Here is a 23,949-nt window from a genome sequence, read left to right as displayed (position 1 = left end):
ACGTCAGGGTCAAGCCGATTCCCGGAGCGTCGGGAACGTCCAGCTGCCGTCGAGCACCTCGGGGCGGGGGCGGTAGAGGCGGACGAGGTAGTTCCAGCCCTCCGTGATCGGCAGCACGTTCGGCACGCCCTCCGGATGGTCGCCGAAGCGGACGGTGATCGTGCCGTCGTCGTTGCGGACGCCGGTGATGTCGTTGATCGTGTAGGCCTCGCGATCGTTCGGCTCGAAGAAGCCGTCGGCGTTGTACACCGAGATCGACCAGAAGCCGTCGACGGGGACCTCGTCGACCGTGAGCTCGTAGCGGCCCACCGGCAGACGCGGATCGACGCCGATGTAGCTCGCCTCGGATGAGGGAAGCCCTCCCCAGCCCGCCGCCGTGCCGATGAGGTGCCGCACCGGGTCGACCTCGTCCTCGCTGCCGAACATGCGGTCGAAACCCCGCAGGTTCCGAGCCAACGCGAGCAGCGCCTGGCGGGTCTCATCGAGGCTGACGGTGTCGTAGTCCGGCATCGCGAAGGGCGTGGCCGACCCGCTGTGCAGCGCGATGCGGTCCTGCAGCGCCCCCACCTCCGCCACATCCGCCGGGTCAGCGGGGTCCACGAGGATGCGCACGGCCAGCACGACGTACGGCGTCCCGAACTGCGCCTCCGTCAGCGTGTGCTCGCCCGCCTCGTGGAAGATCGCATCCACATAGTGGTGCTCGTTGACGACCATCGCCGAGAGGTAGCGGTCGCCGTGCTCCGGGATGCGGAACGTCGCGCCCTCGCTGATGTCGAGGACCGCGAAGCTGTACAGCGTGTCCCGGTTCAGCCGGATCACGGTCTGCCGGTCGATCGCGGCCGGAGCCCGGTTGTGCAGGAACCGGTCCACACCCCCGGCCTCCTTCTGGAGGTCGCGCATCATGCGGTGGGTCTCGGCGAGGGCGAAGTTGTCGACGTTCACGAGGATGCTCATGACGGCATCCTGGCAGGCCACACCGCTCGGCGGCTAGGACGACGGAAGAGCGTCGTCTCCCCGTTCCCGACGCCGCTTCTCGATCTCCTCGCGCAGCCGCCACTCCTCGATCTCCCGGTCGAGGTCCGCGATCTGCTGCTCGGTGGACCGGACGTCGACCGGCGGCGCGGGGCGTGCGACCGTCGTCGTCGGGGCTGCGGGGCGCTCGGCGCGCCGCATCCGCGGGAGCGGAACGCCACCCTCCCCGTACTCCCGGCCGAGCGCGAACCACAGCGCGCTGCCGATCAACGGCAGCAGGATCACGATGATGATCCAGACCATCTTCGGCAGGTGCTTCACCTGCGAGTCGTCGCGCGTGATGATGTCGATCAGCGCACCGATCATCAGCGCGATGACCAGGAGCGAGAACAGGAACGGCATGGGTTCAGGGTAGACGACGCACGGACCGGAGCCGAGGGTTCACGGCAGCAGGTGTCCGGCGGCACGGAAGAGCTCGTACCACTCCGGGCGGGTGAGCACGACGTCTACTCCGGTCGCCGCCTCCTGCACGCGGTGCGGCGTCGTGGTGCCGAGCACGACCTGCATCCCGGCGGGGTGCCGGGTGATCCAGGCGGTGGCGATCGCGGTCGGTGTCACTCCATGGACTCCCGCCAGGCGCTCGATCACGGCGTTGAGCTCGGGGTAGTCCGGGTGCCCGAGGAAGACGCCGCCGCCGAAGCCGCTCTGGTACGGAGACCAGGCCTGCACGGTGATGCCGTGGATCCGGCAGTAGTCCACGATGCCGCCGCCGTCGCGCCCGATGCTCTGGTCATGACCCGCCATGTTCGCCGCCACCGGCTGCGCGATGATCGGCGCGTGCGTGAGGGACAGCTGGAGCTGGTTCGCGACCAGGGGCTGCCGCACCGCGGTCTTCAGCAGCTCGATCTGCGACGGGGTGTGGTTCGACACCCCGAACGCACGCACCTTGCCGGAGGACTCGAGGTGGTCGAAGGCGCGGGCCACCTCGTCCGGCTCGACGAGGGCGTCCGGCCGGTGCAGCAGGAGGACGTCGATGCGGTCGGTGCGGAGGGCCGCGAGCGAGCCCTCGACCTGCCCGACGATGTGATCGTAGGAGAAGTCGAACATGCCCTGCGCCGGCACGATGCCGCACTTGGTCTGCAGCACGATCTCGTCCCGCTCCGTGGCGCTGAGCCGGAGAGCATCCGCGAATCGCGCTTCGCAGTGGTGCATCTCCCCGCCGTAGATGTCCGCGTGGTCGAAGAAGTCGATCCCGGCATCGCGTGCGGTCGCATACAGGCCGCGGATCTGCTCGTCGTCGAGGCTGTCGATGCGCATCATCCCGGCGATCAGGGCCGGAGCGGTCGTCGATCCGAAGGGTACGGTCTTCATGCGCCCACGCTACTTCATCGCCTCGCCCCGTCCGAGGCGGGGGCGGGCATCGTCTCAGGGCGCGCAGGGCAGCAGCCGCGTGACGGGGACGTCGAGCGCCGCCGCGATCCCCGCCACATCCTCCATCGTGAAGTCCGCGCGCTCCTCGAGGAGGTCGGCCAGCGCGGCCGGCGTGATCCCGGCCTGCTCCGAGAGCTCGATGAACGACACTCCGGCGTGCACGCGGGCGGCCTCTACAGCCGATGCCATCAGATGACGCAATTCTGTCCCCATGCGCCTACGGTACCGCCACGCACGGACACCGACCCAGCCACCATCTGCCAATATGACGGCATCCTGCTCTCGATGCGCTGCTAAGGTGAGCCGGATGAAGACACCAGCCGAGCAGTTCAACGAGGCGGTCGGCCGTCAGATGCGGGCGGAGATCGCGGCGGCACGCAGCAGTATCGCCGCCATGGCACGCAATGTGGGCATCGCCCGGAGCGCCCTCGACAACTACGTCACGGGCAAGCGCGCCATTCCCGTGCCGGTGGTCTACGCGGTGTGCGCCACGCTCGGCGTTGAGCCGCACGTCCTCGTGGCCCGCGCCGAGGAGCGTCTGGCCGCCGACGGCATGTCGGCGATCGTCACTCCCCTCCGGCGCCGCACCGATGTCGCCACCCCACGAGACAATGCCCGCGAGGTCGCCTTCGAATCCGGATCCACCCGCGAGACGGACACCGACGACCTCTACGAGTAGACGACACCGACCGGACGGAGGCCCATGCAGCAGCTTCTCCGTCTGGCCGACGAGTTCGGTCTCCGCGTGATCGAACGCACCGGTCCCACCCCCGGGGGCTTCCAACCCGTCACGCGCACGATCCGGCTCGCCCCGGGGATGAGCAGGCGCACCGCCCGCAGCGTGCTCGCCCACGAACTCGGTCACGCCCATCTCGGTCATCAGCCCACGTGGCAGGCGGGCTTTCGGGCTCGGCAGGAGCGGCAGGCCGATGAGTGGGCCGCGCGACGCCTGATCACGCCGGCGGCATATGCAGCGGCGGAGCAGCTCCGCGGCACACATCTGGCCAGCCTGGCCTTCGAGCTCGACGTCACGATCGAGATCGTGCTCGCGTTCCAGCGCGTGCTGCGCCGGGAGCATCTGGCCATCCCCGCCTGAGGGCCAAGCACAGCGGCCGACGCTGGTTGAATGACACCATGGCCTTCCACGTCGCCCCCGCCCCCGTCACTCTCACCGGCGAGCTCGTCGAGCTCCGCCCTCTCGACCGGTCGCACGTCGACGGCCTCGTCGAAGCGGTCTCCGAGGGCGACCTGTGGAAGACCGCCTGGTACACCTCGGTTCCGGCGCCCGACGGCGTCGCGGCCGAGGTCGACCGGCGCCTGAGCCTCGTCGCCACCGGCGAGATGGTGCCCTTCACGGCCTTCGACGCCGCCGAGCGCGTGCTGGGACTGACGTCGTACTACGACATCGTCGCCGACGTCCCCCGACTGCACATCGGATACACCTGGAACCGGCCCTCCGCTCATGGCACGGGCACCAATGCGGAGTCGAAGCTGCTGCTCCTCCGCCACGCCTTCGAGACGCTGGGGGTCTTCCGGGTCGGGCTGACGACCCAGTGGGTGAACTTCCAGTCCCGCGCCGCGATCGAACGACTGGGCGCGAAGCAGGACGGTGTGATGCGGGCCATGAGTCGCTACCGCAACGGCGCACTCCGCGACAGCGTGGAGTACTCCATCATCGAGCCGGAGTGGCCGGCGGTGCGGGCGAACCTCGAAGCGAGGCTCGCCCGGCGACGATGAGCGCGGGGCGCCGCCCCGCGGCGGTCACTCGGTCGGGCTGCCGGTCCAGTTCTTGGAACGACGCGTGGCCGAACCGCGCTGACGCATCGCGAACCCGAGGGCCAGCGAGACGAGCAGGATGCCGCCGACGAAGGTGAGCGCGGCGAGCGTGTCCGGCATCTCGTGGGCGATCCCCAGCAGCCAGAAGCCTCCGAGGAACATGATCATGAAGAAGAGGAAGCTGAGGATCACGGGATCTCCTGTCGTCGGTGCTCTACCAGGATAGCCCGGACCCGGGAAGGCCCTGTGCCGCCGCCCGCATCTCTGGTGGAGTCGGAGCATGGACACTCCCCTCACCGCCCTCGCGATCTCCTGCACCCTCAAGCCCTCCCCCGCGTCGTCGAGCTCCGATCTGCTCGCGCGTCAGCTGCTCGATGCCCTCGCCGAGCACGGGGTGACGGGTGACCTCGTCCGTGCCGTCGACCACGACATCCACCCCGGCGTCGAGAAGGACATGGGCGACGGCGACCAGTGGCCGGCGCTGCGTCAGCGCGTCCTCGATGCCGACATCCTCGTGTTCGTCACGCCGACGTGGATGGGACAGCACTCGAGCATCGCCCAGCGCGTGCTGGAGCGCCTCGACGCCGAGCTCAGCGAGACGGACGAGCGGGGCCGTCCGATCCTCTTCGACAAGGTCGCGATCGCCGGCGTCCTCGGGAACGAGGACGGCGCGCACCACATCTCCGCGATCCTCTTCCAGGCGCTGAACGACATCGGCTACACGATCCCCGCGCAGACCTCGGTGTACTGGAACGGCGAGGCCATGCAGACCGTGGACTACAAGGACCTCGATGAGACTCCGGAGGCCGTGAACTCCGCGATCGCGACCGCGACCCGCAACGCCGCGCACCTCGCCCGGCAGCTCACCGCGCAGGCGTACCCCGCCGAGTAGCGGAAAGGCTCAGTCGGCGGGACCGTCGACGACCTCGTCCACGAGGCTGATGCCTCCCGACGAGCTTGCCTCGACCATGAGGGCCTGGATCCACTTGACGTTCAGCTCCGGCGTCTCCGGCTCCGCGAAGGTGAAGCGCAGCGGGATCGACGGATGCAGCCAGATCGTCGAACGTCCCGGCACGTCGCCGTCGGGGTGCTTCCAGGACAACGTGAAGCTCTCGTTCCGGCGGAGTTTGGTCGCGATCGCGACCTTCAGATGGGCCAGGGCGCGGTCCTCGATCTGGATCTCGCTGCCGGAGCCGTACTGCATGGTTCCCATCCCACGACTCTACGGCCCCGAGCGGGCGGGACGCGAGGAGCGACACCCTCGCGCGTCTGCGATGCCCTGGGTGTCAGGGGAGGAGACCCGCGCTCACCGCGACGGTCATCCGGCGGCCCGACGCTGAAGGAGTTGGCGCACGTGCGCCTCGATCTCCGCGTCGTCGACGAAGCCCATGCGGGCGTACGGAGATTCCGTCGCTGCCGCCGGCGCTGCCGGGAGGCTGACGGGCGCAGGCGGCGCCATCTCCTCCGCGCGGGCACGCAGCGCGGCCACCCGAGCGGCCTTGCGGCGGTCCTCCTGCGCATCGATCTCGGCGCGAGCCGCCTGGGCGCGCGATCCCGTGACCGACACCATCGGCTCCGGGAGCGGACGCGGGGTCCAGGTGGCGGGGCCCTGGTCGTGCAGGGTCGGAGCGACCCTCTCCGCGACGGTCTCGACCGCTGCGGGCTGCGGACGACGGGCAGCGCGCACCGCAACCGCGGCCATCCGCTGCAGGACGATGGTGGCGATGAGGGCTGCCACCCCGCCGCTCCAGAGGAGCACCGCACCCCCGGTGGCCAGGAGCTGCCAGATGCCGAGCCCGACGGCGACGAGTCCGAGCACGAGCGCGCCGGTCGCGGTCAGCCGCACGCGTCGACGGGCACGGGCGCGACGGATCACGGGATCGGCGCGCGTGGCGGCGAGTTCCTGGCGGAGGGCCTCGAGCTCCGCGGCTTCCCGCTCGGCCTGCAGCCGCTTCGCGAGCTTCTGCTGGGCGACGACGGTACGGGCGTTGAGCTCCATGTGCACCTCGCTGGGCGTCTCGCTCGTCTCGGCGAGGATCCGCAGCGCCTGGTTGAGCCGCACGGCGTTGCGCTCGGCCGCGTTGTACTGGAAGCGCCCGCGCCAGGAGGGCAGCAGGTACAGCATCCACAGGAGCACGGCGACGAGCACGATCACCCCCCCGCTCAGCACCGGCCCGTCCATAGGACAACGGTAACGGCGACGGACCGGCCGCGCCGTGCAGTCGGGGCGCGTGTCGCGGCGAGTCCTTCCGCGACGGACGATATCAGAGGGTCAGGCGGTCCGCCGGGGGAATCGTCGCCGCGTGCGGCGGCACCTGTCCGTGGATCCACCGGGCGAGCACGCCCTGCGGAACCTCCTCCTGGGTGAGGGCGAAGGCGTAGTGGTCGCGCCAGTCCCCGTCGATATGGATGTACCGGCGGCGCAGCCCCTCGTATCGGAAGCCGAGCTTCTGGACCACGCGGAGGCTCGCGGCATTCTCGGGCCGGATGCAGATCTCCATCCGATGCAGCCCGTACTCGGTGAAGCAGGCATCCGTGGCGAGCGCGACCGCGGTCGGGGTGATCCCCCGCCCCGCGAAGCGCTCGCTCACCCAGTACCCGATCGTCGCCGAGCACAGCGATCCCCGAGCGACGCCCCAGACGTTCAGCTGGCCGGCGACCTCACCGTCGTACTCCATGACGAACGGGTAACCGCCGCCGTCCCGATACTGCTGGAGCAGCCGGCGGATGCTGACCCGCATGTCGAAGGAGACGGCTCCGTTCGGGATCGTCGCCTCCCACGGCTGCAGCCACGCACGGTTGGCGAGCAACTCCTGCTGCAGAGGGCGCGCGTCCTTCGTCCGGATGAGGCGCAGCTCGACCGGTCCGTGCCGCATCCCCGTCGACAGCTCCACGCCGCACCTCCGACGACCGCGAGGCGCCTAGAGGCGCTCCGCGAAGTCCTTGAGCCAGGGGCGCAGCTCCGAGCCCAGATCGTCGCGATCGGTCGCCAGCTGCACGATCGCCTTGATGTAGTCCACGCGGTCGCCGGTGTCGTATCGGCGACCCCCGAAGACGACGCCGACCACGCCCGGTCCGCCGTCGGCCGTCGCGAGCTCCTGCAGCGCGTCGGTGAGCTGGATCTCCCCGCCCTTGCCGGGTTCGGTGCGCTCGAGGATCTCGAAGACCGACGCGGGAAGCACGTAACGTCCGATGATCGCGAGGTTGGACGGGGCATCCTCCTTCGCGGGCTTCTCGACGAGCCCGGTGACGCGCACGGCGTCCGACCCCTCGATCGGCTCGATGGCGGCGGCGCCGTACAGGTGGATGCTGTCCGGGTCGACCTCCATGAGGGCGACGACGGCGGCGCCCGTGCGCTCGTGCTCGGCGATCATCTCCGTGAGCAGCGGGTCGCGCTCGTCGATGAGGTCGTCTCCGAGCAGCACCGCGAACGAGCTGTCGCCGACGTGTGTCCGAGCGCGGAGCACGGCATGACCGAGGCCCTTGGGCTCGCCCTGGCGGACGAAGTGGATGTCGGCGAGGTCGCTCGACTTCATCACGCGCTCCAGGCGACCGGTGTCACCCTTCTCCATGAGCTTCACCTCGAGCTCCGGGACGGAGTCGAAGTGGTTCGAGATGGCATTCTTGTTGCGCCCGATGATCACGAGGATGTCCTCGATCCCGGCGTTCGCCGCCTCCTCGACGACGTACTGGATCGCCGGCTTGTCGACGACGGGGAGCATCTCCTTCGGCATCGCCTTCGTCGCGGGCAGGAATCGTGTCCCCAGCCCGGCAGCGGGAATGACAGCCTTGATCTTCTCGTGAGCCATTCCCCCAGCCTACCGGTGGGGGCCGCCCTAGACTCGAACCATGGCTAACGACGTCGAGCACGCCAAGCGAGCCCTCCGCGCAGAGTTGCGCGAGCGGCGACAGCTCCTGTCCGATCCCCAGCGGGAAGCCGCTGCGGCGGCGATCGGCGAACGGCTCGACGCCCTCATCGACGAGCTCGGCGCCCGCTCCGTCTCCTGCTTCCTCTCCACCACCACGGAGCCGGGCACCCGGGAGTTCGTGACGCGCGCGGTCCGCCGCGGGATCCGGGTCCTCCTCCCGGTCACCCGCTCCGACGGACTGCTGGACTGGGCTGTCGCCGACGACACCGACGAGATCACGGAGGGCCTGTACGGGCTGCCGGAGCCCACCGGCGAGGTGCTCGGCCCGATCGCGGTGAACGACGTCGACCTGATGATCGTCCCCGCCGCCGCCGTCGACCGCTCGGGGATGCGCATGGGCTGGGGCCGCGGCTACTTCGACAAGACCATCGGCTCCATGGAGAAATGCCCTCCGGTGTACGCGGTGATCTATGATTCCGAGGTACTCGACGAACTGCCGCGCGAGGTGCACGATCAGCCGGTCGACGGCATCGTGACCCCGTCGCAGACGCTGCATCTGTCGCCTCGGCGACGCTGACCCGCAAGGACCGCCATGCCCACCTACGCCTATGCCTGCACCGCCTGCGGGCACCAGTTCGACGCCGTCCAGAGCTTCTCCGACGACGCGCTCACGGTCTGCCCCGAGTGCGGTGGCGCACTGCGCAAGCAGTACGGCTCGATCGGCGTGACCTTCAACGGCTCCGGCTTCTATCGCACGGACTCGCGCGCCAAATCCGGGGGTTCGAAGGATGCTTCGGCATCATCGAAGTCGGATTCGACGACGAGCGCCAAACCGGCTGCTGCGTCGACTCCCGCCTCGAACTGAGGCCCAGTCGACTTGGGGGTTTCCATGCTCAAAGGTTTCAAGGACTTCCTGCTCCGCGGAAACGTCATCGATCTGGCCGTCGCGGTCGTCATCGGCACCGCCTTCACGGCCGTCGTAAACGCGGTCGTGAAGAGCGTCATCGAGCCGCTCATCGCCCTCTTCCTCAAGGCGGACGCGGCGGGGAAGTTCGGCATCCCGGTGACCAACATCTACGGCGAGACCGTCACGTTCCCGATCGGCGACCTCATCTCGGCGATCATCAGCTTCTTCGCCGTCGCGGTCGTGGTCTACTTCGTCTTCGTGCTGCCGATGAACACGTTCAAGGCCCACGTCGAGGCGCGCAAGGGCACGCCGGCCGAGGAGCCGGAGGAGGAGCCGGCCGCCGCGACCGAGGCGGAGCTGCTCGTCGAGATCCGCGATCTGCTCAAGACCCAGCAGGGCCCGCGCGGCGTCTGACCGCACCGCCCTCACGACCCACGGCTCTCCTCGGAGGGCCGTGGGTCTTTCTCATTCCGGGTGCGGCCGCCTCAGTAGTGTGGAGGCACGTCGCGGAGGAGCTGGTCGTCGTTGGGACCCTTGCGGTCGCCGGGGGCGGACCGGCGCGGCGCCTCACCCTCCGGCACCTCGGGCGCCGGATCGCTGCCCTCGACCGGCGTCAGGCGCGCCCGCCGGGAGCCCGGCACCCGGACGACCCGCTGACGCGGCTCGTCCCGGTCGTCAGTCATTCCGGTGGTCGCCGAGGTCGAGGGGCTGCGTGTCGTTCTCCGCGCGCGGGGCCGTCTCCGAGATGCCGAGCACCGTCGCGATCCGGGACGCCACGGTGCGCGGGTCGCTGTAGAGGTCGAACGCGTGCACGCGGACGTAGTGCCAACCGAGGCGGCGGAGCACCTGCGGGCGCAGTCGGAGCGTCTCGCGCAGAGACTCTCCGCGGGACTCCGGATCGGACTCGATCACGACGGCCTTGCCCTTGTGCTGCGCCACGAGCGGGAGGAGACCGCGGTAGTCGACGTCGACGGAAGCGCCGAGACGCCGCAGCTCCCTCGCCAGCGCGAGCGTCAGCGGGTCGGCCAGATCCTCCAGGCGTGCGTCGCGGGCGCGGGCGGCGAGACCGCCGAGGATCGACATGAGCGTGGCCGCGCCGTGCTCGAGACGCCCGTCGTCGAAAGCCGAGGGACGGATGGACGAGACGATCACCATGGAACGCCGGGCCCGGGTCATCCCGACGGTCAGCAGCCGCTCGCCGTCCGGCGTCGACAGGTCGCCGAAGTCGCTGAGGACGCGGCCGTGCTTGGTGAGTCCGAAGCCGAGCGAGAAGATGACGCGGTCGCGGCTCTCGGCGACGGACTCCTCGAGCGTGAGCACGGCGAACGGCTCCGCGGTGTCGCGGGCGACGAAGTCGGCGACGTCGGAGCGGCCGGCGAAGGCGGCCGTCACGGCGGCGCGCACGCGCTCCGCGTGACGGGTGCTGGCGGTGACCACCATGAGCGACTCTGTGGGGCGATGCACGGCGTGCTCGACGACGAGCGTGACGACGCGGGCGACCTCGGCGTCCGGGCTCTCGACGGCGCCCGAGACGGGATCGGGCGTCCCGGTGCCCCCTTCGACGTAATCGACGGTGAGACTGCCGCGACCCAGGTACGATCCCGCCCACGGAAGGGAGACGATCTCGCCACCGTAGAACGCGTCGTTGATGAGCTCCGCGAGATCCTCACCGCCGGCCCGGTAGCTCCGGGTCAGGGTCATCACGGGGAACAGCTCGGACAGCCGCTCGAAGACGGAGACCTCATCGAACGGGACCTCCTCCTCCCAGTCCTCCGCGGGGTCGACCGCGATGCGGAAGGGAGAGGGCCGCTGCGTGACCGGGTCTCCGAAGGCGACGACCTGCCGGGCACGGCGGATCGCCGGGGCCGCCTCAGCGAGGTTGATGGCCGCGGCGTCGACGAGGAGCACGGTGTCGAACTCCACCGCGTCCGGGATCTCCGGGACGAGGTAGGGCGACGAGATCCAGACCGGAGCCAGGACGTCGACGAGGGTCGGCGCGGCGCTGACGACCTCGGCGGCCGTCGTCGCGGACTGCGTCAGAGCCCGGCGCAGGTTCTGCGACTGCTCGGGCTCGTCGACGATGGCGATGCGCCACTGGTTCGCGAGCTGCCAGGCGAGCAGCGGTCCAGCCATCGCCGCGTGGGCCTCGTCGACCAGCCGGAAGTCGCGCTCGAGGCGGTCGACCACGGCAGTGTTCGCTCCGAGCAGCGCCCGGTTGTCCTGCAAGGCGCGCTCGAGGAGGGACTGCCACCAGGCGAACTCGAGCTCGTCCGCGACCCGCGCTTCGGAGACGTGGCGCACCGAGAGCTCGGTCAGCAGCGGCTCCAGGCCGAGGAGAGCGAGCTTGTCACGCAACTGCGCGCGCTCGACGAGGTTCTCGAACACATCGGACTTCGCCGCGAGGCCCGCGAGCATGCGCACGAGTCGGGCGACCGGCAGCGACGACAAGGGCTCGCGGCGGCCGAGAGCGGCGTCCAGCTCGGCCAGTTCCGCTTCGACCCGCTGCCAGGAGGCGAACACGTCGGCGAGACCGAGCGGGATCTCCGGCGCGACGCCCGCGTCGACGTAGCGCTGCCACTGCGTGCGCTGGGTCTGGATGCGCAGCAGCGCCTCGTGCATCTCCGTCACGTGCACGCCGGGGCGGACGTACTCCTTGGCGAGCCGGCGGAGACGGCGACGGTTCGCTCCGGACATGCCGGGCGCATCGCGGCGGGAGCCGTGTGCCTGGATGAGCTCCCCGAGCGGACGCTCGAACACCGTGGGGCTGAACCGGTCCAGGGTGTCGCGGATCCCCTGCAGCAGCTCGAGGTAGTCGCCGAGCTCGTCGATCGTCGAGAACGGCCGCATATGCGTCTGCGCGATGAGCTCATAGCCGCGCTCGAGCAGAGCGGGCACGCTGACGGCATGCAGGCGCCCGGCGAGTTCGTGGGCGGCGCGGGCGGCCTCGGTGCTGCCGAAGGTGACGCCGTACCAGGGCGAATCGTTCGGTCCGACGCGGAACTCGCCGAGCCGTGCGGCCTGCGCCAGTGCGGCGGCCGCCTCGCTGCGATCCTTCGCGAGCCTGCGCAGGGCGTCCACGCTCAGTCGGGCCGTGGTCGACGGCGGGACCGGCAGGGACGCGAGGCGCGTGAGGTGCCTCGTCGCGTCCAGGACGGAGGCGTCGAGGCCGGGGACCGGAACGGTCAGAGCGTCGCGATAGTCGCGGAGCACCGTGCGCAGCCGCACCAGCGCGTCGTCGACCTCGCTCACCTTGGGCGCGGTCGCCTTCTCGTTCCTGCCGATCGCGCGGACGAGGTCGCGGCGCAGGCTCGCCGGGGACACTGCGAGGCTGTCGAGGCCGATGCCGGCGAGCCGATGGCGTACGCCGTCGAGCGTCGACCGGCGGGCCGAGACGACGAGCACCTTCTTGCCGGCGCGGACGAGCTCGCCGAGCGCGTTGATGACGGTCTGCGTGCCTCCGGTGCCGGGCAGCGTCGCCACGGTGAGGGAGTGACCGGCGGTGATGCGTCCCAGCACCGCCTCCTGCTCGGCATCCGCGTCGAGGAGGAGCGTGTCCGAGGCGGGAGCGCGGTCGTCGGGGCCGACGTGGTGCGGAACGGCGCGCGGTGCCGTGACCTGCTCGCGATCGCCGACATGGCCGCCGAGGGCGTTGAGGACCGGGTGGTCGAGGGTGCCGCCGTCCTGGGCCATGGCTCCCGCGACGTCAGCGAACGTGGAGACGACGAGTCGGGGCTCGACGGAGAACGTCTCGATCGATCGGGTCAGACCGCGCAGGCTGTCGATGACCGGCTGCGGCTTGAAGATGCCGCCGTCGTAGGCGAGCGCCGCGAGGGCCGTGGCATCGAGCGACAGCCCGAAGTGCTCGCGGGCGACCCGGACGAGCTCCGGATTCACCTCGAACGCCCCCTGCAGCTTCAACTCGAAGTCGGTGTGATGGCGGCGGATCGCGAGGGGTCGCAGCAGGACGGGGGCGGCGAAGGTGGCCCCGCCGATGCGCCACCGGGCGACACCGACGGCGAGGTGCACGGCTTCGATGCCGCGGACCGTGCGCAGCTCGGTGTTCTTGGCCGTGATCCGCTCGGCGGCCAGCCGCGCGGTACGCAGGCCCACCTCGTCGCGGAAGAGGTTGGACAGGAGCGTCGACTTGCCGGTGATGAACTGCGGCAGGCTCCCCGGGTGCGCCTTGGAGATGTCGATGCCGGATTCCGGCCCGTCGCGGAAGCTGCTCAGCGGCGAAGGACCGCCCAGATCGGCAGCCTCGGCCCGCAGGCGCGTGCGCTCGGCCTCGGCAGCATGGGCGATGCCGACTCCGGTGGACGAGTCGTGCAGGTCACCGAGGGACACAGCGTTGTCCACCGCTGTGTTGTTCGCAGACCTGCTTTCCCGTCGCCACACACTCACACCCTAGGCGCGACGCCGCCGGAGATCGGTATCCCCGGCGGGTTTCCGGTGAAAAACAGCCGGTACGACGCCCGCTCGGACAACTCCTCCCCCGCACGGTCGTGCGCTCACGTTGTCCACGGAACGCGTGACCGGGCCTGTGGCCGGTTCTCTCGTGTGGAACGCGCCGGTCAGGATAAGGGACATGACTTTCCGCTATGACTTCGCTCCGACGCCCTTCGGCGACGCCCTCGCGGTCTTCTCCGACGCGGGCATCGTGCGTTTCGACCTCCTCGAGTCCGCAGACCCGCAGGTCCCCTGGCTGCTCGAGAGCGTCTCGCGGCAGCTCGGTGCCGTCCCGGAGCCCGACCCGGGCGCGGCCGACGAGCTCGTGCCGCTCCTGGACGCGTACTTCGACGGCGAGCCCGTGCGCTTCGACGAGCACGTGAGACTCGACTGGCGTCTCGTGGAGGGTTTTCACCGGGCGGCGCTGCACACCGTGTGCGACATCCCCTGGGGCCAGACCCTGAGCTACGGGGAGGTCGCGGTGCTGGCCGGCCACCCGGGGGCGGCGCGCGCCGTCGGGACGGCATGCCGTCTCACGCCGTTCTCGATCATCGTGCCCGTGCACCGGGTCGTGCGATCCGACGGCTCCGCGGGGCACTACGGCGGCCATCCGGAGCGGAAGCGCTTCCTGCTGGACCTCGAGTCCCGCTGAAGCCCGGTCCTGGGGTGCGGGCCCGGCGAGTAGGCCGCCGGGCCCGCACCCGAGGAGGTCGCGTCAGTGGTCGACGGCCTTCTCCGCGCCGAAGCCGGTGAGTGAGCGCACCTCCATCTCGGCCGCCAGCTCGGGAGACTCGCGCCGCGTGCTGGTGACGGTCCCGAGCCAGCCGAGCGCGAACCCGAGCGGTATGGACACGATGCCCGGGTTGTTCAACGGCCAGACGGCGATGTCGATCCCGGGGATCATCGACGTCGGCGTGCCGGAGAACACGGGCGACAGGATGATGAGGATGATCGCCGAGCCGAGGCCGCCGTACATGCTCCACACCGCGCCCCGCGTCGTGAACCGGCGCCAGAACAGCGAGAAGAGGATCGTCGGCAGGTTGGCCGAGGCCGCCACCGCGAAGGCGAGCGCCACGAGGAAGGCGATGTTCTGCCCCTGTGCCCCGATGCCACCGACGATCGCGAGGATGCCGATGACGATGACCGTCCGGCGAGCGACCCGCACCTCGCCGTTGGGATCAGCTTCGACCGGCTTCCCCGAGGCGTCCTTGCGCCCCTTCTGGATGACGTTCGCGTAGATGTCGTGGGCGAACGACGCCGCCGCCGTGATGGTGAGTCCGGCGACGACCGCGAGGATCGTGGCGAACGCCACCGCGGAGATGAACCCCAGGAGCACCGGACCACCGAGCTTCAACGCCAGCAGCGGGGCGGCCGAGTTCACTCCCCCGGGAGCCGCGGCGATCACATCGGCGCCGACGAGCGCACCGGCTCCGTACCCGAGCACGAGGGTCAGCAGGTAGAACCCGCCGATCAGCCAGATCGCCCAGACCACCGAACGCCGTGCCTCCTTGGCCGTCGGCACGGTGTAGAAGCGCATGAGCACGTGCGGCAGACCCGCGGTGCCGAGCACGAGGGCCATGCCCAGCGACAGGAAGTCCCACGGGTTGGCGCCGTACTGCAGACCTGGTGCCAGCACCGCCTCACCCTTGTCGGAGTTGGCCACCGCGGCTTCCAGGAGGGTGTTCAGGCTGAAGCCGTTGATCGCGAGGACCCAGATCGTCATCGCCAGGGCACCGCCGATAAGGAGCACCGCCTTGACGATCTGCACCCAGGTGGTGCCCTTCATGCCGCCGATGAGCACGTAGACGATCATGAGGATGCCGACGACGGCGATGACGACCGACTGTCCGACGCGCCCGTCGATCCCCAGCAGCAGGGACACGAGACCACCCGCACCCGCCATCTGCGCGAGGAGGTAGAAGAAGCAGACCGCGAGCGTGGTGATCGCCGCCGCCATCCGCACCGGACGCTGCTTCAAGCGGAACGAGAGCACGTCCGCCATCGTGAACTTGCCGGTGTTGCGCATGAGCTCGGCCACGAGCAGCAGCGCGACCAGCCAGGCGACGAGGAATCCGATCGAGTAGAGGAATCCGTCGTACCCGTTGATCGCGATGGCACCGCAGATGCCGAGGAACGACGCGGCGGAGAGGTAGTCGCCGGCGATCGCGAATCCGTTCTGGGGCCCGGTGAAAGAACGACCGGCCGCGTAGTAGTCGGCGGCCGTCTTGTTGTTCCGACTGGCGCGGATCACGATGAACAACGTCACCGCGACGAAGGCGAGGAAGATCGAGATGTTGAACACCGGGTTGATGTCGAGGGCCACATCCTCGGTGGCCGTGCGGATGATGGTCATGCGTCCGCCTGCGCCTTCTCGAGTTCTTCACGGATCTCGGACGCCAGCGGGTCGAGCTTCCTATTCGCGAATGCGACATACGCCATCGTGATGGCGAATGTCGTCACGAACTGACCGAGCCCGAAGAGCAGCCCGACGGTGATATCCCCCCAGACGCGCTGCGCCATGAAATCGCGGGCGAATGCCGCCAGCAGCACGTAGACGAAATACCACACGAGGAAGAACGCGGCGAGGGGGAAGATGAAGGACCGCTGCGTCCGTTTCAACCGCAGGAATCGAGGGGATTGCTCGACGGCGACGTAATCGATCGCACCGTTCTGAGGGGTCGGAACCTGTTCGCTCATGGGGCCTCCTTGCCACATGTCCGCTGCACGCGCGGCTGTCGCCGCCCGAGTGGTAGGGTCGACGCTACGAAACGGGGAACGGTGCCGTCACCCCCGAAAGTAGGTATTCGTGAGCTCTCCGATCACCGTCGAATCCGAGGCGGAGCTCGTCGCCAACGCGGTGCGCGAGCTCGCGCGGCGCACGCGCTTCCCCGTCGCGTTCGGCGGGCTGATCGAAGAGGGCGTCGTGAGCGTCACGAGCATCGTCGGAGCCCGCACGCGTGCTCTCGACGGGCTCCGCGTGCGCCCCGAGCGCGGCCTCGGCGGCCGCGCCATGATGGAGCTGCGCCCGCGGATGACGAGCGACTACGGCTCCTCCCGCCAGATCACCCACGACTACGACGTCTTCGTGCTCGGCGAGGGCCTGCGAACGCTGCTCGCCCTGCCGATCGTCGTCCAGGGCCGCCCCCGCGGCGTGCTCTATGCCGGCGCCTGGGCCGAGGAGAGGATCGGCGGCGTGACGACGGCACCGGCGATGCAGGTCGCCCAATCCGTCGCCGATGAGCTGCGCATCCGAGACGAGGTGCAGCGCCGTCTGCGGGCCGCGTCCCCGTCGCCCGCTGCCGTCGCGCCGGCCCAGCGCGAGGAGCTGCGGGAGAGCTTCGCGGAGCTGCGCAGCATCGCCGCCACCGTCGACGACGCCGGCATCCGCGCGCGGCTGGCGCAGGTCGAGCGGCGACTGCTGGCCCTCGCCGGCGACGACCTCCCGACGACGACCGGTCCCGTTCCCGTCATCCACCTCTCCCCGCGCGAGACCGACGTCCTCGCGTGCGCCGCCCTCGGGTCGACCAATGCGGAGATCGCCGCGCACCTCGGTCTGCGGGAAGGCACCGTCAAGGCTTATCTCGGCACCGCGATGTCGAAATTGGACGCGTCGACGCGGCATGCCGCCGTGACCAAAGCACGTCGCGCGGGTCTGCTTCCCTGAATCGGCATTCTTCCCAGCCCCGTCATACGGCGCCATGAAGGAGCGGCCTTTGTTGTGCGCATTCCCGCCGCCGCGATAAAGTCGCCGTCATGCCGAGACGAATTGTGCACCAGCTGGTCGACGATATCGACGGCACCGTCCTGGAGGTCGGAGAAGGCGAGACCGTGCATTTCTCGCTGAACGGCACCTCCTACGAGATCGATCTGAATTCCGCGCACGCCGAGGAATTGCGCCAGGCCCTCGAGCCGTACATCACGGCAGGGCGTCGGGCGGGATCCGGTGCGTCCACCGGAGGAGGGCGCTCCTCGTCCTCCTCATCGCGGAAGCGGCCCTCACGCAACCCCGAGGTCGCGGCGATCCGCGCCTGGGCGAAGGAGAACGGGTACACCCTCTCGGAGCGGGGACGAGTTCCGGCCCCCATCCTGGACGCGTACCGCGCCGCTCATTGATCCGGTCCCGCCCCACCTCACGGTCGGGCGGGATCTTCGTGTGCGCCCTGCGTGGCCCACGGCTCGTCACGCAGGGTGATCTCCTCCGTCATGTCCTGGAGGAACCGGATCACCACATCGCGCTCCGCCGCCGACAACCGCGCGGCCGCGTAGAAGCGCTTGGCCTGCTGCCGCCCGACCGTCTCCATCGCGGCGTGTCTGGTCTCCGGAGTGATGGTGATCGCGAGAGCTCGTCGGTCGGTGGGATGCGGCGACCGCCGGATGTGCCCGCCCTTCTCCAGCCGATCGAGCAGCTTCGTCGTCGCCGCGGTCGAGACCCCGAGGTGATGGGCGATCCCGCTGGGTGTCGCCACCAGCGACCGATTCGCGCACACGATCAGATAGTGCAGCGCCCGCATGTCGGTTTCGTTCAGCTGCATGTACCGGCGCGACGCCTGCGACAGCCGCTGCTCGGCGTCGCGCAATCCGCCGAGCGCCTCCATGACGCGAGCGATCTGCCGCAGATCCTCCGGCGCGACGCCGGAGCGGTCGATGAGCGTGCTGCGCGGATCGCTGGCCTCGACGTCGTAGATCGCGCCATGAGTCAGGTCGTCCGGCCCCGCGATCGCCGGCGCCTCGGCGACCGGGGTGGTGCGGGGCTCGGAGTGCATGCGATCATGTTACACACCAACAGCTTCATGCTAAGTTGATATTTCGCCAGGTTAGCTAAACGACGAGAGGGCGCCATGGACAACGTCACACTCCTCGCCGAAGACGGGACTGCCGTCGGCATCCTGCCCAAGAGCGAAGTCCACACGACCGACACGCCCCTCCACCTCGCCTTCTCCTGCTACGTGCAGGATCGCGAGGGACGCCTGCTCGTCACCCGTCGCGCCCTCGGCAAGAGCACGTGGCCCGGCGTCTGGACCAACAGCTTCTGCGGGCACCCGCAGCCCGGCGAGGACATGACCGACGCGGTGCGCCGGCGCGGCTCCGACGAACTGGGCATCCAGGTGACCGAGATCCGCCTCGCCCTCCCCGACTACCGCTACCGCGCCGTGGACGCGAGCGGCATCGTGGAGAACGAGATCTGCCCGGTGCACGTCGCCGTGATCGACGGGCAGCCCGCCGCGAATCCCGACGAGGTGGCGGAGTGGGAATGGGTCGACGTGGACGACCTGCTCGCCGCGGTCATCCGCACCCCCTTCGCCTTCAGCCCCTGGCTCGCGGAGCAGCTCCCGCTCCTCCGACGACACGGAGAGGTCTGAGCCATGGCCGTCACCGTGACAGAGGAAGACCTCGGCACCCGCATCGAGGTGGTGCTGCGACGGCGGTTCGCCGAGCGCACGGTCGCCGCCGAGCACTACGGCGCGGAGTTCGCCGCGCTGTGGCACACGGCGGCCGAGCACGCCCTCGGGGGGAAGCTCCTGCGTCCGCGCATGCTCATGGACCTGCTGTCCGCACTCACCACGGCCCCCCTCACGGCGGAGGACACCGCGCGGGCGATCGACGTGGCCGCTCATGTCGAGCTCCTGCACTTCGCGTTCCTCCTGCACGACGACGTGATCGACGGCGACCTCACGCGCCGCCGTCGCCCCAATCTCATCGGCTCTCTCGTCTCCCGTCGCCCCGATGCCGGTGGCGAGGCGGCGCTGCACTGGGGCCGGTCGAGCGCCATCCTCCTCGGAGACCTCCTCCTGTCCAGTGCCGTGCTCGGGTTCGCCCGCGCCGACATCCCCGCCACGCGACGGGAGCGGCTCCTCGCCCTCCTCGAGACCACGGTGTTCGAGACCGTCGCCGGCGAGCACTCGGACGTGGCCCTCAGCGACGGCATCATCGCGGCTGACCTCCGCACCATCCTCGCCACGAGCGCGTCGAAGACGGCCGCCTATTCGTTCGTCCTCCCCCTCCGCGCGGCGGCCATCCTGTCGGGAGCGTCGACGGCAGCCGAGGAGCAGCTGACCGAGATCGGCGGCCACCTCGGCCTCGCCTACCAGCTGCAGGACGACCTGCTGTCCGTGTTCGGGGATCCGGAGACGCACGGCAAGGACCCCTATTCCGACCTCCGCGAGGGCAAGGAGACCGCGATCATCGCCTACGCGCGGATGACAAGCCACTGGCCCAGCATCGAGCTGCGGTTCGGGGCCACCGACCTGAGCGTCGAGGACGCGGCGGAGATGCGCGACCGCCTCCGCGAATGCGGTGCAGAGGGCTTCGTCCGCGGACTCGTGGAGGAGCAGCTCGCCGCCGTCTCGACGGTGCTCGCGGAAGCGGAGGAGGCGGGCACGCTCTCCGCCGACGCGGGACGCGTCGTCCTCGCGCTCGCCGACCGGATCGAGGGCCGCAGCCGATGACCGCGACCCCCGCCGAGCATCGCGACGACGCGGCGCTGCGCCGCTTCAGCCGCACCGCCGAGATCGCGACCTCCGACGTGATCCGCACCTATTCGACATCGTTCGGCCTGGCCACCCGCCTCCTCGGTCGACGCCACCGTCAGCACGTCCGGAACATCTACGCCATGGTGCGCATCGCGGACGAGATCGTCGACGGCGTCGCCGCCGAGGCCGGGCTCGACGCGGGCGCCCAGGCGGCCGCCCTGGACTCGTACATCGCGGAGACCCATCGGTCGATGCGGACCGGCTACAGCAGCGACCTCATCCTGCACGCGTTCGCGCGGACGGCGCGCGAGTGCGGGATCGGCGAGGAGCTGACCCGGCCGTTCTTCGACTCGATGCGCGCCGACATCGCCGGCGACTCCGGCTTCACCGCCTACGACGCCGACGCGCACGCCGCGTACGTCTACGGGTCGGCGGAGGTCGTGGGCCTCATGTGCCTGCGGGTCTTCCTCCGCGACGCCACGCGGACGCCGGCCGAGCTCGAGATCCTCGAGCGCGGGGCTCGGCGGCTGGGAGCCGCATTCCAGAACGTGAACTTCCTCCGCGATCTGGCCGACGACACCGACCGCCTGCAGCGCGGCTACCTCGGCGGCTCAGCTCGTCTCACCGACGCCGACCGCGATGCCTGGGTCGACACCGTCCACCGTCAGCTCGCCGACGCGAGAGCTGCGATCCCGCTGCTTCCGAAGGACGCCCGTGCCGCGGTGCGCAGCGCCCTCGCCCTCTTCGCGGCCCTGACCCGGAAGGTCGCACGGACGCCGGCCGCGGAGCTGTACCGCCGGCGGGTCCGCGTGCCGGATCCGATCAAGGCGCTGCTCGCCGCGCGGGCCGTCGTCGTCACGAGCATGGAGCGGGACCGATGAGCCGCATCGTCATCATCGGCGCGGGCGTGGCCGGCCTGGCCACGGCCGGACTGCTCGCACGCGACGGCCACGACGTCGTGGTGCTGGAGAAGAACGACCGCGTCGGCGGACGGGCGGGCACCATCGAGCGCGACGGCTTCCGATTCGACTCCGGCCCCTCGTGGTACCTGATGCCCGAGGTGTTCGACCACTACTTCGCGATGATGGGCACGAGCACCGAGGAGCAGCTCGACCTGACCCTGCTCGACCCGGGGTACCGCGTCTTCCGCTCCCCCGAGTCCGGCGACGCCCCGGTAACGGTGCCCGCAGGCCGGGACGCCGTCTCGGCGCTGTTCGAGTCGATGGAACCCGGCTCCACCGCCGCGCTCGACACCTACCTCGCCTCCGCCCACGACGCCGGGACGATGGCGAGGAGGTACTTCCTCTACAACCCGTTCACCCGGACCAGGACGCTGGCCGCGCCCGAGGTGGTGCGCGCGCTCCCTCGGCTCTTCTCGCTGCTCGGCACGCGCCTCCAGGCCTTCGCCGCCCGCCGCTTCCGGAACCCGGTGCTGCGCCAGATCCTGGGCTACCCCGCGGTCTTCCTCGGCACCGATCCCCGGACGGCCCCGGCGATGTACCACCTGATGAGCGCGCTCGACCTCGACCAGGGCGTGCTGTATCCGCAGGGCGGCTTCTGGCGCGTCGTCGAGCGGTTGGCGGCGCTGGCCCAGGATGCCGGTGCCCGCATCGTCACCGGCGCGGAGGTCACCGGGATCCGCACCCAGGATGCCGACGGCGCGACCCATGCGACCGGGGTCGGCTGGACGGACCGCGACAGCCACCAGCACGTGGAGGACGCGGACATCGTGGTCTCCGGCGCCGACCTACACCACACGGAGACGGCGCTGCTGCCCCCGACGCTGCAGTCCTATCCGGAGTCCTGGTGGGCGCGGCGCACGAGCGGGCCCGGCGGCGTGCTCGTGATGCTCGGCGTCCGCGGCGCCCTGCCCGAGCTCCCTCATCACTCGCTCTTCTTCACCGACGACTGGGACGCGAACTTCGACGCGATCTTCGGTCGCACCCCTGCCGTCCCCAGCCCGGCGTCCACCTACGTCTGCCGCCCGAGCGCCACCGACGCCGAGGTCGCGCCGGACGGGTACGAGAACCTCTTCGTGCTGGTGCCGGTGCCGGCCGACGTCGATCTCGGGCACGGGGGAAGCGACGGCGCCGGCTCCGCGGCTGTCGAGAAGGCTGCGGACGCCGCGATCGACATGATCGAGACGTGGGCGGGGATCCCCGACTTGCGGGAGCGGATCGTCGTCCGGGAGACCGTGGGGCCGGCCGACTTCCGGGACGACTACCACTCCTGGCGGGGCGGGATGCTCGGGCCCGCGCACATCCTGTCGCAGAGCGCCATGTTCCGCGCGCAGAACGCCTCCCGTCGCGTGCAGGGGCTGTACTACGCCGGAGCGACCACCGCCCCCGGCGTCGGGGTGCCGATGTGCCTCATCAGCGCCGAGATCGTGCTCAAGCGCATCCGGGGCGACCACTCCCCCGGTCCGCTGCCGGAGCCTGCAGCACGCCCGACGAGCGCGGAGCGGGCATGATGGGCGCGATCTATCTGGCCGCCCTGCTCGTCTCCCTCGGCTGCATGCTGCTGCTGGACTGGCGGTTCCGCCTGTTCTTCTGGCGCGACGCCGTGGCGGCGGCCGTCGTCACCGCCGTCGGCCTCGCCTTCTTCCTCGTCTGGGATGTGGCCGGTATCGCGGCGGGGATCTTCTTCCGCGGCGAGGCGGCGATCGCCACGGGCATCGTCCTGGCTCCCGAACTCCCTCTCGAAGAGCCGATCTTCCTCGTCTTCCTCGTCGTGTGCACGATGGTGCTCTACGGCGGCGCCGTGCGCGTCCTGGAGCGCCGCCGCGGCACTTCCGAGGCGGAAGGAGCGGCGCGATGACCTACCTGCAGCTGTCCGCCGTGTTCCTCGCCGTCGCTGCCCTCGCCGCGGTCGCGCTCTGCGTCACCGCGCGGCACACCCCGCGCCTCGGTGCCCTCGCGCTGACGGCCCTCGCCCTCCTCCTGCTGACCGCCGTGTTCGACACCGTGATGATCGCCACCGGACTCTTCCACTACGCGCCCGGCCCGCTCGCCGGCCTGCACATCGGGCTCGCCCCGATCGAGGACTTCGCCTACCCGCTGGCCGGGGTGCTGCTGCTCCCCGCGCTGTGGACCGCCCTCCGCGGGCGCCGCTCGCGAACGCGCGCGGAGGCCCGGACGGAGGAGCAGGCATGACCGATCAGACGTCCCGCACCGGGGGCCTCGGCCGCGACATCGCCCAGATCGTCCTCTCCTCCCGACCGATCAGCTGGATCAACACCGCCTTCCCCTTCGCCGCCGCCTACCTGTTGAGTACCAGGGAGATCGACGCGACGTTCGTGATCGGCACGCTGTACTTCCTCATCCCGTACAACCTCGCCATGTACGGCATCAACGACGTCTTCGACTACGCCTCCGATCTGGCCAACCCCCGCAAGGGCGGGATCGAGGGCGCGCTGCTGTCCCCGCGGATCCACCGCGCGACGCTGTGGGCGGCGGCGGTCACGAACGTGCCGTTCCTCGTCTATCTGTTCGCGGTCGGCACCCCGGCATCCTGGCTGTGGCTCGCCGTCAGCGTCTTTGCGGTCCTCGCCTACTCGGCACCGGTGCTGCGCTTCAAGGAGCGTCCCTTCCTGGACTCCGTGACCTCGAGCACCCACTTCGTCAGTCCCGCCCTCGTCGGCCTCTCCCTCGCCGGAGCCCCGGTCACGACGACCACCGTCCTCGTCCTCGTCGCCTTCTTCCTCTGGGGCATGGCCGCCCATGCCTTCGGCGCCGTGCAGGACATCGGGCCCGATCGCGAGGGCGGCATCTCGTCCATCGCGACCGTGATCGGCGCCAGGGCCACCGTCCGGCTCTCCCTCGTGCTCTGGACGATCGCCGGCGCCGCGATGCTGCTGACCCCCTGGCCCGGACCTCTCGCCGCCGTGCTGGCGCTGCCCTACATCGTCAACGCCGCGCCGTGGTGGAACGTCACCGACGAGACCTCGGCCGGCACGAACCGCGCCTGGCGCCGGTTCATCGCGCTGAACTACATCGCCGGCTTCCTCGCCACGATGATCCTCATCCTCGCCTGGGTCTCCTGACTCGGCGCCTCCCCGCCCGCCCGCCCGAAAGGACCC

The 23,949-nt window shown here is 70.3% G+C and carries 31 protein-coding genes; 17 read left to right on the top strand and 14 right to left on the bottom strand.

Features of this window, described 5'->3' with window-relative positions; all coding sequences use genetic code 11:
* Positions 1-9: 9 nt before the first annotated feature.
* The 4 genes from CJ226_RS09520 to CJ226_RS09505 are packed head-to-tail and all read right to left on the bottom strand — an operon-like array spanning position 10 to position 2,592.
* Entirely contained in the window at positions 10-954 is a 945-nt protein-coding gene (locus tag CJ226_RS09520) for a DUF1214 domain-containing protein (RefSeq protein WP_102209018.1), read from the bottom strand.
* Positions 955-987: 33 nt separating this feature from the next.
* Positions 988-1,374, bottom strand: coding sequence for a PLDc N-terminal domain-containing protein (locus tag CJ226_RS09515; RefSeq protein ID WP_025105568.1), 387 nt, complete (start codon positions 1,372-1,374; stop codon positions 988-990).
* Positions 1,375-1,413: 39 nt separating this feature from the next.
* Positions 1,414-2,343 (bottom strand): aldo/keto reductase family oxidoreductase, encoded by a 930-nt coding sequence (locus tag CJ226_RS09510; protein WP_102209017.1) that lies wholly within the window; start codon positions 2,341-2,343, stop codon positions 1,414-1,416.
* A 54-nt stretch (positions 2,344-2,397) separates the two neighbouring features.
* On the bottom strand, positions 2,398-2,592 hold the full coding sequence (locus CJ226_RS09505) for a helix-turn-helix transcriptional regulator (RefSeq protein ID WP_062636381.1): 195 nt from the start codon (positions 2,590-2,592) through the stop codon (positions 2,398-2,400).
* Between the two features lie 118 nt (positions 2,593-2,710).
* Here CJ226_RS09505 and CJ226_RS09500 point away from each other — a divergent pair, with 118 nt between their 5' ends.
* The 3 genes from CJ226_RS09500 to CJ226_RS09490 are packed head-to-tail and all read left to right on the top strand — an operon-like array spanning position 2,711 to position 4,140.
* The gene (locus CJ226_RS09500; RefSeq protein ID WP_257996607.1) at positions 2,711-3,082 is read left to right on the top strand and encodes a helix-turn-helix domain-containing protein; all 372 of its coding nucleotides are present in this window, start codon (positions 2,711-2,713) and stop codon (positions 3,080-3,082) included.
* A 24-nt stretch (positions 3,083-3,106) separates the two neighbouring features.
* Positions 3,107-3,499: an ImmA/IrrE family metallo-endopeptidase gene (locus CJ226_RS09495; protein WP_102209015.1), complete on the top strand. Its 393-nt coding sequence runs from the start codon at positions 3,107-3,109 to the stop codon at positions 3,497-3,499.
* A gap of 38 nt (positions 3,500-3,537) precedes the next feature.
* Positions 3,538-4,140 carry a GNAT family N-acetyltransferase gene (locus CJ226_RS09490; RefSeq protein ID WP_102209014.1) on the top strand — a complete coding sequence of 201 codons (603 nt, stop codon included), beginning with the start codon at positions 3,538-3,540 and terminating at the stop codon, positions 4,138-4,140.
* A gap of 24 nt (positions 4,141-4,164) precedes the next feature.
* On the opposite strand, the gene CJ226_RS09485 is transcribed toward CJ226_RS09490, so the two are convergent.
* Positions 4,165-4,371 carry a hypothetical protein gene (locus CJ226_RS09485; protein WP_025105563.1) on the bottom strand — a complete coding sequence of 69 codons (207 nt, stop codon included), beginning with the start codon at positions 4,369-4,371 and terminating at the stop codon, positions 4,165-4,167.
* An 88-nt stretch (positions 4,372-4,459) separates the two neighbouring features.
* Here CJ226_RS09485 and CJ226_RS09480 point away from each other — a divergent pair, with 88 nt between their 5' ends.
* Positions 4,460-5,071, top strand: coding sequence for a flavodoxin family protein (locus tag CJ226_RS09480; RefSeq protein WP_102209013.1), 612 nt, complete (start codon positions 4,460-4,462; stop codon positions 5,069-5,071).
* Between the two features lie 9 nt (positions 5,072-5,080).
* Here CJ226_RS09480 and CJ226_RS09475 read toward each other — a convergent pair whose 3' ends face one another.
* The 4 genes from CJ226_RS09475 to galU all read right to left on the bottom strand — a co-directional run bounded on the left by CJ226_RS09475 (position 5,081) and on the right by galU (position 7,988).
* Positions 5,081-5,392 (bottom strand): hypothetical protein, encoded by a 312-nt coding sequence (locus tag CJ226_RS09475; RefSeq protein ID WP_062636375.1) that lies wholly within the window; start codon positions 5,390-5,392, stop codon positions 5,081-5,083.
* A 105-nt stretch (positions 5,393-5,497) separates the two neighbouring features.
* Positions 5,498-6,361: a hypothetical protein gene (locus CJ226_RS09470; protein ID WP_102209012.1), complete on the bottom strand. Its 864-nt coding sequence runs from the start codon at positions 6,359-6,361 to the stop codon at positions 5,498-5,500.
* Positions 6,362-6,443: 82 nt separating this feature from the next.
* Positions 6,444-7,055: a GNAT family N-acetyltransferase gene (locus tag CJ226_RS09465; protein WP_062636882.1), complete on the bottom strand. Its 612-nt coding sequence runs from the start codon at positions 7,053-7,055 to the stop codon at positions 6,444-6,446.
* A 45-nt stretch (positions 7,056-7,100) separates the two neighbouring features.
* Positions 7,101-7,988: a UTP--glucose-1-phosphate uridylyltransferase GalU gene (gene galU / locus CJ226_RS09460; protein WP_062636370.1), complete on the bottom strand. Its 888-nt coding sequence runs from the start codon at positions 7,986-7,988 to the stop codon at positions 7,101-7,103.
* A 40-nt stretch (positions 7,989-8,028) separates the two neighbouring features.
* On the opposite strand from galU, the gene CJ226_RS09455 reads away from it, so the two are divergent.
* The 3 genes from CJ226_RS09455 to mscL are packed head-to-tail and all read left to right on the top strand — an operon-like array spanning position 8,029 to position 9,369.
* Positions 8,029-8,625, top strand: coding sequence for a 5-formyltetrahydrofolate cyclo-ligase (locus CJ226_RS09455; protein WP_062636368.1), 597 nt, complete (start codon positions 8,029-8,031; stop codon positions 8,623-8,625).
* A 15-nt stretch (positions 8,626-8,640) separates the two neighbouring features.
* Entirely contained in the window at positions 8,641-8,913 is a 273-nt protein-coding gene (locus CJ226_RS09450; RefSeq protein ID WP_025105556.1) for an FmdB family zinc ribbon protein, read from the top strand.
* Between the two features lie 24 nt (positions 8,914-8,937).
* A complete protein-coding gene (gene mscL / locus CJ226_RS09445; protein ID WP_102209011.1) occupies positions 8,938-9,369 on the top strand; it encodes a large conductance mechanosensitive channel protein MscL in 432 nt (143 codons plus the stop codon).
* 71 nt (positions 9,370-9,440) lie between these two features.
* Here the strand turns inward: mscL and CJ226_RS09440 are convergent, their stop codons facing one another.
* Positions 9,441-9,638: a hypothetical protein gene (locus CJ226_RS09440; RefSeq protein ID WP_102209010.1), complete on the bottom strand. Its 198-nt coding sequence runs from the start codon at positions 9,636-9,638 to the stop codon at positions 9,441-9,443.
* Positions 9,631-13,311: an AAA family ATPase gene (locus CJ226_RS09435; protein ID WP_231868257.1), complete on the bottom strand. Its 3,681-nt coding sequence runs from the start codon at positions 13,309-13,311 to the stop codon at positions 9,631-9,633. Before CJ226_RS09435 ends, CJ226_RS09440 begins: the two co-directional genes overlap by 8 nt.
* Before the next feature lie 229 nt (positions 13,312-13,540).
* Here CJ226_RS09435 and CJ226_RS09430 point away from each other — a divergent pair, with 229 nt between their 5' ends.
* Complete coding sequence (locus tag CJ226_RS09430; protein ID WP_062636357.1) at positions 13,541-14,053, top strand: methylated-DNA--[protein]-cysteine S-methyltransferase; 513 nt, start codon at positions 13,541-13,543, stop codon at positions 14,051-14,053.
* 63 nt (positions 14,054-14,116) lie between these two features.
* On the opposite strand, the gene CJ226_RS09425 is transcribed toward CJ226_RS09430, so the two are convergent.
* On the bottom strand, positions 14,117-15,754 hold the full coding sequence (locus CJ226_RS09425) for a cation acetate symporter (protein ID WP_102209008.1): 1,638 nt from the start codon (positions 15,752-15,754) through the stop codon (positions 14,117-14,119).
* Positions 15,751-16,098, bottom strand: a complete 348-nt coding sequence (locus tag CJ226_RS09420) for a DUF485 domain-containing protein (RefSeq protein WP_060921784.1) — start codon at positions 16,096-16,098, stop codon at positions 15,751-15,753. Before CJ226_RS09420 ends, CJ226_RS09425 begins: the two co-directional genes overlap by 4 nt.
* A gap of 109 nt (positions 16,099-16,207) precedes the next feature.
* Between CJ226_RS09420 and CJ226_RS09415 the strand changes: the two genes are divergently transcribed.
* A complete protein-coding gene (locus CJ226_RS09415; RefSeq protein ID WP_062636353.1) occupies positions 16,208-17,065 on the top strand; it encodes a LuxR C-terminal-related transcriptional regulator in 858 nt (285 codons plus the stop codon).
* An 89-nt stretch (positions 17,066-17,154) separates the two neighbouring features.
* Entirely contained in the window at positions 17,155-17,514 is a 360-nt protein-coding gene (locus CJ226_RS09410) for an Lsr2 family protein (protein ID WP_102209007.1), read from the top strand.
* A gap of 17 nt (positions 17,515-17,531) precedes the next feature.
* On the opposite strand, the gene CJ226_RS09405 is transcribed toward CJ226_RS09410, so the two are convergent.
* Positions 17,532-18,164, bottom strand: a complete 633-nt coding sequence (locus CJ226_RS09405) for a MarR family winged helix-turn-helix transcriptional regulator (protein ID WP_102209006.1) — start codon at positions 18,162-18,164, stop codon at positions 17,532-17,534.
* A gap of 75 nt (positions 18,165-18,239) precedes the next feature.
* Between CJ226_RS09405 and idi the strand changes: the two genes are divergently transcribed.
* From idi to CJ226_RS09370, 7 genes are read left to right on the top strand one after another with little or no spacing between them, the layout of a single operon-like run.
* Complete coding sequence (gene idi / locus CJ226_RS09400; protein ID WP_102209005.1) at positions 18,240-18,761, top strand: isopentenyl-diphosphate Delta-isomerase; 522 nt, start codon at positions 18,240-18,242, stop codon at positions 18,759-18,761.
* 3 nt (positions 18,762-18,764) lie between these two features.
* Entirely contained in the window at positions 18,765-19,847 is a 1,083-nt protein-coding gene (locus CJ226_RS09395; protein ID WP_102209004.1) for a polyprenyl synthetase family protein, read from the top strand.
* A complete protein-coding gene (locus CJ226_RS09390) occupies positions 19,844-20,752 on the top strand; it encodes a squalene/phytoene synthase family protein (protein ID WP_102209003.1) in 909 nt (302 codons plus the stop codon). The genes CJ226_RS09395 and CJ226_RS09390 overlap by 4 nt, the downstream gene beginning before the upstream one ends.
* Positions 20,749-22,341 carry a phytoene desaturase family protein gene (gene crtI / locus CJ226_RS09385; protein WP_102209002.1) on the top strand — a complete coding sequence of 531 codons (1,593 nt, stop codon included), beginning with the start codon at positions 20,749-20,751 and terminating at the stop codon, positions 22,339-22,341. The genes CJ226_RS09390 and crtI overlap by 4 nt, the downstream gene beginning before the upstream one ends.
* Positions 22,341-22,688, top strand: a complete 348-nt coding sequence (locus tag CJ226_RS09380; protein ID WP_025105542.1) for a lycopene cyclase domain-containing protein — start codon at positions 22,341-22,343, stop codon at positions 22,686-22,688. Before crtI ends, CJ226_RS09380 begins: the two co-directional genes overlap by 1 nt.
* Positions 22,685-23,023, top strand: a complete 339-nt coding sequence (locus CJ226_RS09375; RefSeq protein WP_102209001.1) for a lycopene cyclase domain-containing protein — start codon at positions 22,685-22,687, stop codon at positions 23,021-23,023. The genes CJ226_RS09380 and CJ226_RS09375 overlap by 4 nt, the downstream gene beginning before the upstream one ends.
* Positions 23,020-23,913: a prenyltransferase gene (locus CJ226_RS09370; RefSeq protein ID WP_102209000.1), complete on the top strand. Its 894-nt coding sequence runs from the start codon at positions 23,020-23,022 to the stop codon at positions 23,911-23,913. Before CJ226_RS09375 ends, CJ226_RS09370 begins: the two co-directional genes overlap by 4 nt.
* Positions 23,914-23,949 lie beyond the last annotated feature (36 nt).

Source organism: Microbacterium sp. UMB0228 (assembly GCF_002871415.1).
GTDB lineage: Bacteria > Actinomycetota > Actinomycetes > Actinomycetales > Microbacteriaceae > Microbacterium.
This window is presented reverse-complemented; position numbering and strand designations above follow the sequence as displayed.